9 protein-coding genes are annotated in these 10,303 nt (G+C 42.5%); all 9 read right to left on the bottom strand.

Annotated elements, in window-relative coordinates; all coding sequences use genetic code 11:
• Window positions 1-40: 40 nt before the first annotated feature.
• Entirely contained in the window at window positions 41-646 is a 606-nt protein-coding gene (locus AADEFJLK_RS11595) for a class I SAM-dependent methyltransferase (RefSeq protein WP_103974371.1), read from the bottom strand.
• Window positions 647-661: 15 nt separating this feature from the next.
• Window positions 662-2,155, bottom strand: coding sequence for an oligosaccharide flippase family protein (locus tag AADEFJLK_RS11590; RefSeq protein ID WP_103974370.1), 1,494 nt, complete (start codon window positions 2,153-2,155; stop codon window positions 662-664).
• A 300-nt stretch (window positions 2,156-2,455) separates the two neighbouring features.
• On the bottom strand, window positions 2,456-3,409 hold the full coding sequence (fcl, locus tag AADEFJLK_RS11585) for a GDP-L-fucose synthase (RefSeq protein WP_211299203.1): 954 nt from the start codon (window positions 3,407-3,409) through the stop codon (window positions 2,456-2,458).
• A 58-nt stretch (window positions 3,410-3,467) separates the two neighbouring features.
• On the bottom strand, window positions 3,468-4,556 hold the full coding sequence (gmd, locus tag AADEFJLK_RS11580) for a GDP-mannose 4,6-dehydratase (protein WP_103974369.1): 1,089 nt from the start codon (window positions 4,554-4,556) through the stop codon (window positions 3,468-3,470).
• Between the two features lie 27 nt (window positions 4,557-4,583).
• Window positions 4,584-6,854 carry a polysaccharide biosynthesis tyrosine autokinase gene (locus tag AADEFJLK_RS11575; protein ID WP_103974415.1) on the bottom strand — a complete coding sequence of 757 codons (2,271 nt, stop codon included), beginning with the start codon at window positions 6,852-6,854 and terminating at the stop codon, window positions 4,584-4,586.
• 67 nt (window positions 6,855-6,921) lie between these two features.
• Window positions 6,922-8,100: a polysaccharide biosynthesis/export family protein gene (locus AADEFJLK_RS11570; RefSeq protein WP_249028026.1), complete on the bottom strand. Its 1,179-nt coding sequence runs from the start codon at window positions 8,098-8,100 to the stop codon at window positions 6,922-6,924.
• A gap of 124 nt (window positions 8,101-8,224) precedes the next feature.
• Window positions 8,225-8,668 carry a low molecular weight protein-tyrosine-phosphatase gene (locus AADEFJLK_RS11565; RefSeq protein ID WP_103974368.1) on the bottom strand — a complete coding sequence of 148 codons (444 nt, stop codon included), beginning with the start codon at window positions 8,666-8,668 and terminating at the stop codon, window positions 8,225-8,227.
• A gap of 58 nt (window positions 8,669-8,726) precedes the next feature.
• Window positions 8,727-9,908, bottom strand: a complete 1,182-nt coding sequence (locus tag AADEFJLK_RS11560; RefSeq protein ID WP_103974367.1) for an undecaprenyl-phosphate alpha-N-acetylglucosaminyl 1-phosphate transferase — start codon at window positions 9,906-9,908, stop codon at window positions 8,727-8,729.
• Window positions 9,909-9,933: 25 nt separating this feature from the next.
• On the bottom strand, window positions 9,934-10,140 hold the full coding sequence (locus AADEFJLK_RS11555) for a hypothetical protein (protein WP_103974366.1): 207 nt from the start codon (window positions 10,138-10,140) through the stop codon (window positions 9,934-9,936).
• Between the last annotated feature and the right edge of the window lie 163 nt (window positions 10,141-10,303).

The following is a 10,303-nucleotide window of genomic DNA, read 5'->3' as shown; positions in this document are numbered from 1 at the left end:
AACCGAAAACCTGACTGCTTAAAGTATATATTTTCTTGCCTCAAAGCTTTTTTAGCTCCAGTATATAAATACATTCGCTATTCTCTGATTTATGCAATAGTGTAGATACTATCCCTAATTCCTCAAATAAGGCATCTAACTCAGCTTGGGTAAAATGATTAACCCAGTTTTTGACCATCCTATGGCGCTTAGATTGAGACGGTAAAAACAAGTTATAAGAAATAATTATGTAATCACCTAAAGAGGATACGTTATTAATAAAACGTTTTGGATCCCTTATATACTCTAATACGCCACTACATATCACATGCGAATAGCGCCTATCGGTAGAGACGAGTTGACCGGCATTAAAATCACATACAATGACATCTGGTGTGCTCTTAAAAATATCGCAAGGCTGATAACTGCATCCTTCACTAAGATAGGCCTTTAGCGTCTGGGCGCCACATCCGATATCTATAACAGAGCTACCCGAAGGTATAAAACTAGAGATTTTTTTATTACGTGCATCCCATGACGGAACGCCGGATAATGCAACCTTTTTCCAACGTTCTGTGTGTGTCCGGAGGATTAATGTCATCCCAACAGCTATCCACGACTTAACTATAACCTCAAAATATCTATATGATTTTTTTATTAATTTCATATACTTAAATTACGCCTATTGTCGTTTTAATAGTTTTGCGATGGGGTGGCTAAACCCTACACGGATAGCCACTTCACTAAGACAATAGAGTCCTGTGAATACCACCAAAACCGCTTTGGCTACCATCCCCCAAATAGATGGTAAATAATAACTAATTCCATAAGCTGAGATAAATAACATAAATCCAATAATAATCAGTAAGACGACTCCAGATGACATACGGAAGCCAATCTGTGCGCCAACTAAAGCCCTCATACCAAAGATATAAACAAATCCTAAAATTGGATTTACAATCGCGGCTCCGATCACGCCAAAGGGCTGAATTACAGCAAAAACCAACCCCACATGCAAAACATGAAAAGCCGTTGTAATACAGGTGTACTTAAATGCTGCACATTTTGCTACAAGAATATATCCCATAGGATAAGAAATCATTGTCATAAAAACACTAACAACAAACAATTTAAGCAATGTTTCTCCAGCAATAAACGCCTCTGAATATAATATTGTCATTATCCATTCAGAAAATGACAATATGGCCAACAATCCTGGCAAGCTTAACAAAATACCAACTTCTATTTGCTCATTCACCAAACGCGTGGCTTCTCGTGAGTCCTCTACACTCGCCGTAAGGCGTGGGTAAAAATCCGCACTCATCGCACTCACCATCAATGATCCACAAACACCGGACAGCGCCCACGCTGCCTGATATAGACCATTAGCTTCAAGTCCAAGCTCATGCGCTATAGTGGATCGGATTATGAACGCAGCAGCAGAACCTGCAACAGCACTCGCCATAAAAGCCAGACCCAGCTTTAACAAAGGCTTTGAATATTCCCACGTTTCAGCCCAAGATTGGGATACCGTATCAATAGAAACACGCCTGGCGAACCACCAGATCACGACTGTATTAACTGCCGCAGTCGCAATAAGCACCAGCACAATACCCTCCTCACCAATTCGCGCATAAATCGACACAGCCAAAATAGCTCCGATGAGGACAGAAATAATATTCACTTTTGCAAGGTCGCTCACTCGTCGCGTCCCTTGCAAAAAAGCACTCTGGCCTTCAAATAAAATGGTGAACAATAACGCGGCTCCTACGAAAGCAACGCTCCACATACGTTCATAAGAACCAAACATCCATATACTGAGTGGATAACTTATTATTGCCGTTAAGAGCCAACCCAGCAAACCCGTAAGCCAACAGGCTCGCCGAAGTGCTGTTACAGTATGTGCAAGTTTTTCACCTTGCCCGCTATTATTTGACTTCGCTACTTCCCGAACTCCACTTTTATCGATTCCCAATCGGGCGAGAGAACCAGTCAATTCAATGACCGACATATATAAGCTAACCAATCCGAAACCGGATGGCCCCAATAATGAAGCCACAAATTTAGTCTTTATCAAGCCTATAATGTAACTTATTCCTTGGGCTCCCCCGATAATTGATGAAGATTTTAGGATCTGCCTATAACTATTGTTTACTTTCAATACTTTTGAATTCATCTAAAAGATCCGCTACTAAAAAGCACAAAACACCTCAAAAGCTAACCTAATAAAAGTTGCCAAAGTTAAATGGCTTGGAGATGCTTACCCCCCTAACCATCCTGAAAGCGAGATCAAGGTACTCAAAAAAACTTTTAATATATAAAATCAACTATTAGCGCGTATTTATAATAATATAAACAGCATGGTTATTTTTATAAGTGACTATCGACCTCTCTTGATAAATAAAAAGATACCGTATTAACAAACTGACTGATGAAATTCAGAAAAATGTATCCGACGACCGTATCCGGTAGCCAATTACGTCACTACTCTAAGATGTTGTTGATTATTCAAGAACCAGCCATAAGTTTGTTGTACCCCTGTTGCCAGATCGGTTTTAGCTTCCCAACCTTGCTGCCGTAGCTTGCTTATCTCCAAAAGCTTACGCGGGGCTCCATCAGGCTTGCCGACATCGAAAACAAGCACGCCATTGAAACCAACAATCTGTTGCACCAATTGCGCCAAAGCTTTAATAGAAATATCTTCCCCAGTGCCTACATTGACAACCCCTGTATCCGAATAATGTTCCAGTAAAAAAACCGCAGCATCAGCCATGTCATCAACGTAGAGAAACTCACGTTTAGGCGTACCAGTCCCCCAAATGGTCACAGTGGCTTCTTGGTTTATTTTCGCTTCATGGAATTTGCGGATTAAGGCAGGTAACACATGGGAATTTTGCAGATCGAAATTATCCCCCGGCCCATAAAGGTTAGTGGGCATCAGGCTGATGGCATTAAAGCCATATTGCTTACGGTAGGCTTGGCACATTTTAATGCCGGCTATTTTGGCGATGGCATACCATTCATTAGTAGGTTCTAATGCCCCCGTTAAAAGGTAGTCTTCCTTAAGCGGTTGGGGAGCCATTTTGGGGTAGATACAAGACGATCCCAAAAAAACAAATTTTTGCACCCCGGCACGGTAAGCTCCATCAATCAGGTTATTTTGTATGCTCAGATTGTTGTAGATAAACTCTGCCGGATAATTATCATTGGCATGGATACCGCCGACCTTGGCGGCAGCATCTATCACAACTAAAGGCTTTTCTTGACTAAAAAAACAATCGACCGCAACCTTATCCATCAGGTCAAGACTTTGCCGGGTCCGGGTCACGATATTATCGTAACCTTTGCTTTGCAAGTTTCTAATAATGGCTGAACCCACCAAACCTTGGTGACCCGCTACATATATTTTTGTCTTGTAATTAATATCCATAAGCTATCATTGGGATGTGTAAAAATTAGTCTAAAATTACTTATTGGTTCGGTATAGCCTATTCAGTATGATCAAAAACCTTAAAGCCTTCCCGTTGGCACAAGCCATCCCGTTCGGCAACGTTAAGGTCGGCTTTGACCATTTCCGCAACTAATTCTTTCAGTGGCGTTTTGGGGAACCAGCCTAATTTTTCTTTCGCTTTAGAGGGATCGCCCAATAAGGTTTCAACTTCTGTCGGCCTAAAATAACGGGGGTCGACGGCGACAAGGCACTTCCCGGTCTGGGTACAATAGCCTTTTTCATCAATACCTTCGCCTTCCCAACGCAGTCCTATCGTTAGCTCTTGTGCCGCAAAATTAATAAAGTCGCGGACTGAATATTGGACACCCGTGGCAATCACGAAGTCGTCCGGCGTTTCCTGTTGTAGCATCAGCCATTGCATTTCCACATAATCCCTGGCGTGTCCCCAATCGCGCAAAGCACTTAAGTTGCCCAAATAAAGACAGTCTTGCATACCTAGCTTAATCCTAGTTAAAGCCCTAGTAATTTTTCGAGTAACGAAGGTTTCCCCGCGCAACGGCGATTCATGGTTGAATAAAATGCCGTTACAGGCATAAATACCGTACGCTTCACGGTAATTGACCGTAATCCAATATCCATACAGTTTGGCTACCGCATACGGGCTGCGCGGATAGAATGGGGTGGTTTCTTTTTGTGGAATTTCCTGCACCAAACCGTAAAGCTCTGAGGTGCTGGCCTGATAAAAACGGGTTTTCTTTTCCAAGCCTAGCAAACGGATCGCTTCTAAAAGGCGTAAAGTCCCTATGCCATCGGCATTCGCCGTATATTCCGGCGTGTCAAAACTGACAGCCACATGGCTCATGGCCGCCAAATTATAGATTTCATCCGGCTGCACCTGTTGGATAATACGGATAAGATTCGTCGAATCGGTTAAGTCGCCATAATGCAGGACAAAATTCCGATTGGACACCTGAGGGTCTTGATACAGGTGATCGATACGCTCCGTATTAAACAGCGAGGCACGACGTTTTATGCCGTGGACGATATAGTCTTTTTTCAGTAAAAATTCTGCCAGATAGGCACCATCTTGTCCGGTAATACCTGTAATAAGAGCGACTTTATTCATAGTTTGCTTTATCTCGAAAGTGGACGGTTAACTGGCCTGTTGATAATGGTATCGGTAGACATATTTGCCATAACCGTAGCCATAGCCGTATCTTGACGAACTGAACGGCAAATCGTTAAAGACCACGCCTTTTATGTGCACACCTGCCTGGATTAAACGTTTGGTACTTTGCTCCAGTTCACGCATCGGATGTTGCCCAGCTTTTACCACCATCAAGGTCGCGCTGGCCATACGGCCTATAATACAAGCATCAGTGACGGCAAGTATCGGCGGCGAATCGATGATGATATGGTCATAATTTTTGCTGAATTCTGCCAATAGTGTCCCGAAACGCTCATGCAGCAATAGTTCTGACGGGTTAGGCGGAATGACACCGGTCGGAATAAAGTCAATATTAGCGTCAGTTATCGTGTGGATAGCCTTATCTAGCGTAGTTGCCTGAGTAATCAGTTCAGATAGCCCATCCTCCCTGCTGACACCTAATGACCGGTTAATAAAGCCATTACGCAAGTCACCGTCAATTAACAGGATTTTCTTGCCAGCATCGGCTAATACGGTCGCTAAGTTAATGCAAACGAATGATTTTCCGACTCCGGGGCTAGGGCCGGTAATCATGATAATGTTATTTTGCGCCCCCAAAAAGGCAAAATGCAGGGTTGTCCGTAAACTTCTCAAGCTTTCTATGGCCAAATCTTCTTTGTTTTCCAATGCTAAAATACAAACTTCATTGTTTGGGTTTTTACCCAATTTTTTTAGTTTTTCGCTGAGCTTTACTTGCCCGTTACTATGGGAAATGGTGGCATAAACCGGAATATTCAGGTGTTTTTCAATTTGATCAGGATCTTCGATACCCCGGTGCAAGGCTTTGCGGACAAATACAATTGCCACACCGACAACTAAGCCTAATATCAACGATATACCGACGATTAAAGGCTTCTTCGGCTTAATCGGACTGGAGGGCAAGACGGCTTCGTCAATTACCCGGGCGTTGCCTACCGTACCGGCTTTAGCGACCCTTAGGGTTTGTGCGCTATTGAGCAATGTGGTGTACAGTTCGGTACTAACTTTTACATCACGCGCTAATCTTAAGATGACTTGTTGGATTTCAGGCAATGCTTCGATTTTTCTATCGTTAACATTCATTTGCGCCTGAAGCCGGGCTATTTGTTTGTCAATCGCTATAATAGTGGGATGCGATTCGGTAAATCGCCCGCGTAATTCGTCCCTTTTTTGCTGTAAAAGGGTAATTTGGGTTTTGATTTCCACCACCCCCTCCAAAACACTTTGTGTTTCTATATCCAGATCAATGGAACCTTTGTTGATCCTAAATTCGTTTAAGGCGTTGGTGGAAGCTTCCAGTTGGTCTTTGAGAATCGGCAATTGTTTATCCAAAAATTCCAAGGTGCTTTGCGCCTCTTTGGACTTCTGTTCGACATTTTGCTTGACATAAATATTGGCCACCTCATTGATAGTCTGCGCCGCCAAAGTCGGGCTAGCGGACTCCATAGTAAAACTTAAAATTCCGGTGTTTTTGCCCTTTTCAACGACACTAAAACTATCAGTTAACTCATTGATCCCACTAAGCAAAGAACGTCTCATGACCGTAAACAAGGTATTAGGACGAGCTTTTAATAATGGAACAAAAAGACTGATCGTGCCTTGGCCGTCACTTAAGGGCTTGATGATAGGCTTGCCAACTTCGCCATTAAGTAATGTTTGTCCATTATCTAATAAGGTAAAATGCCCCTGTGTACCTGCTTGTAGAGTGAATTCTTTACCGATCCAAGTTTCTGGTATCGAGAAGGTATCTACGCGTATCGTTTCACCGCCCCAAGCATATTGGTCTTTACCAAATAGCGGTATGGCAACTTGATTATCTACCGCCTGTTTTTGAAAGTGTCTGGCAAAGGCCTCGCCAATAATGGGGAAGTATGTCGGTTTGGCGATAATCTCCAAATTAAGGTTTTTCACCGCCTGACCCAACACCTTACGCGATTTGATAATTTCTATTTCTGTCAGAGCTGGCATTTTACTTTCCAGTGACGGTGCCACCGATTCCAGCGCGTTTAAGGTATTGGCCTTTTCCTCAATCTGAAGCATGCCATCAGCTTTATAAATTGGTGTATCCAATAACGCCTTGGCCATCCCTGCCAGCAAAAAAAACAGCGACACTAAGGTAATGATATATTTTCCGTCAAGGATAGTCGCTATCACCCCCCCCAAATCGATGTCATCATCGTCTTGGTCAGATTGATAATTTCCCTGAGAAGCATTGATATCTGAAAGTTGATTTTTCATGCTGCCCATTCGCCATTTCTAGCTTGCTTAGGTAATGGCTCTGCCATGTTTGATAATTTTGCCATATTTATTGACCAAATGAAGTAGTTACTTTTGCAGCACTGTTAAACAAGTTCAGCATTAGCAGTGTCGGTTGGATTTCGGCAATAATTTGGTTCCAGCGGACACCTTCGGCCCGATCAATGTAGATCACATCACGCGGCTGCAAAGGGAAACGGTCTGCCAATAAAAAGGCATCCGGCGATTTTGCATTCAAGTGGTAAATTTCGGGTTTTTTAATCCCGCTTCTAAAGACAAAAATTCGCGCCGGATCAGAGGTCGCCTGGCTAATACCGCCTGCGTCACTGATCGCCTCAGTCAAGGTCATTCGGCCTTTGTTCATTACGATGCTACGCGCACCGCCTGGAGAACTTATGCCGCTTGATCCAGCCGAAGCAATATCCCCTAAGACAAATATTTTGTTCAGGCTATTATCTGGAACGTTCAACACATCGCCATGTTTTAGTATGACGTTTTGTCTAATGTCGCCGCCTTCATAGAGCGAAAGCAAGTTGATGCTGTAGGTGTCGCCATCACGCGTCAGGGTGATATTGCGCAGATCGGCTTCGGTATTTAAGCCACCCGCCCCATTAATGGCCTCCAAAACAGTCAGGGGAATATCTTTTACCAACAATATTCCGGGCTGTTTAACTTCCCCCACCACATAAACCCGTTGGCTACGATAAGATGTTACCCGTACATCCAACTGGACTTGTTCTATATATTTGGATAGCTTATGGGTTAATTCCGCGCGGATATCTTCCACCGTTCTGCCAGCCGCTTTTACAATTCCTACATAAGGATAAAAAATAGTGCCGTCTTCGCCAACTACATTCCCAGAACTGTCAGCGGAGCGGAACTCCCCGGCCGGAATAGTCAATTCGGGATGTTCCCAGACAGTAATAACGAGGATATCCCTAGGCCCAACCAAATACTGGTTACGTTCTTCTGGTTCAGGAACCCCTTTTACCGCTTTAGAACCTATCCGGTAATCAAAATAATGGTTGACTACATTATCAGCACCTAAGCTTCGGTTATTGAAGTTCTTTTCCAAATCAATAATCGTCTGGGCGGTTATGGTCTGGATATTCAGCTTTTTTAAGGTGGTGGCGTTATTTTCTTCAACCGGCATTTCGATGCTGGATTGTTTTGAAAATTGCTCCATGTGCATTCCCGGCACAATCGTACAGCCGGTCAAATGCAGCATTACCAGAAAACTGCTCAGCAAATATTTTTTTCCCATAGCGTGTGTCCGCATTTTCAATGTTTGATTCTTAGTTGACTATCACACGTTAATCTATCATCTGTTTTTAACAGTCTTACTATTATCCTTAAGGATAAAGTTTATTAACCCATTGGTTTACACCTTGGTCAATTTGTGCCAACACCAACTCAAACGTCCGTAAATCCAGTAGATAAGGGTCGCGGATGTCATACCCACCCCATTCGCCCAACCGAAATACTTTCCCTTTGGCATAAGGTGTTTGGTTTTCAATTTCCATTTTATGGCGCAACTCCATCACCAGCATAAGATCGGCGTGCCGCACCATTTGCGTGTTTAGCTGGCAAGCCCGATGTGTTGACAGATCCAGCCCTCTGGCCGTCATCAGTTGGCAGGCATTTTCATCTGCTTTATGACCTACCGCCGCATGAAGTCCGGCTGAGATGACCGCACAGTTAGCGTGCTTGTCGGCAAAGGCTTTTTTAAAAAGCACTTCTGCCATAGGGCTGCGGCAGATATTGCCTACACAAATAATAAGAATGTTATTAAACACACTATGTTCTTATTAAAAACGCCATTATTAAAAATAGTAATTAAGCCTATTGCGCATTTTATGGTTCTCTGGATAAAGATTTGGCCGATTTTAAATCTAAGAAAGATAGCTGGACATGTTCCAATTTTTCTATTTGCTCTATTTCCGATTCGGCACAGGGCTTTTGTATTGTGCTGCTTTTTTGCGTTTGACAAGCTTTATTGGTACACCAGTAATAGACGGCAAAAAGACATAAAAAAGATATAAATGACATTTGCTCGGATACGCCCAACAAAACAGGGGCCATAATGCTTGCACCCGAAAAAAACACCGCAAAAACAACGATAATGATGAGTTTCTGGTTAACTTTATAGCCCGCTAAGGCAAGAAGGTGATGCAAATGTTCCCGGTCAGGATAAAACGGTGAGCGGCCTTTGCTCATCCGTCGGCACATGACACTAACAGAATCTAAAAGAGGGATGGCGATGAGCCACAACACGGAAGTTGGTGTAATGATTGCATTTTCTCCCTGCGAGGCATAAATTGCCAGCCAACAGACCGAAAATCCGAGCAGGGTACTTCCCGTATCACCTAAAAAAATGGCGGCACTTTTACGTCCGAATATCCGTAAATTAAATAATAAAAATGCTATTATTGTTGCCGCTAAAATAAGGCAATAATAATAAATCAGCCAGTTTTCTAAAGACCAAGATAATATGGCTAGTGTTATGACCGAGACCAATGCCAAGCTGCCCGATAAGCCATCTATACCATCAATCATATTGAAAGCATTTATTCCTCCTACAACCGCGAAGACAGTGAATGCGGTTGAAAAAGCCTCTAATTTAATATGCCCAGTGCCGAATAAATCACCAAGATCCATAATCTTTATTTCTGAAATCTCAGTCATAATTAAGGTTGCTATTATTTGGGCTAATATTCTGTACTTTACGGCAACCTCCCTATAGTCATCTAACAAACCTACCAAAACTAAAATAGTGGCGGCGGCAATAAACCCCGTCTGTTGAAAAATCTGGATGTCAGTAATCAATAGGGTAAATAATATGGCAAAATATATTGCCACGCCGCCAATAAGAGGCACTGGTTTTTGGTGATGTTTCCTATAATTGGGCTTGTCCAAAAGCCCTATTTTTTGTGCGCAAGGATATAAGACAACAATAAAAATAATCGTTGTCAGCAGCGATGTCAGAAAAAGTAAAGCAGGCATTTTTTCTGTCTCCATTTGTTGCGGTTTGGGCACTGAATAACAGCAAACCAAGAATAAATTAAATAGCAATCAACGCATCATTTGTTGTCTTAGCAGAAGTACCTATTACCTTTGCGTTGTTATTCACTAGCTGGCATTGACGAACGTTACTCGTAGCTACATGGAAATTAATTTTCATATAGCCCTTCTCTTCGATGAAAATCACCGTCACTCCAATACGGCCCTGTGGCCGAAGTTCAAGCAACGCTTTAAATTTTTCTAGCAAATTGCGTAGGCTTGCAACGGGAGTTTGTTTTAATTACCTAAATAAAGACGATATGCAGTGGCAATAGGTAAAAATTAACAAAACACATTATTTTATCAAGTAAAAATTGCCTTTATTTCAATCAGTTAAGTTTTATTAATTCAATTATATCTACATATTAAAT

This window comes from Methylovulum psychrotolerans (genome assembly GCF_002923755.1).
Lineage (GTDB): Bacteria > Pseudomonadota > Gammaproteobacteria > Methylococcales > Methylomonadaceae > Methylovulum > Methylovulum psychrotolerans.
Note: the sequence above shows the minus strand (reverse complement) of the source record. Positions and strands in the feature narration are given on the sequence as shown.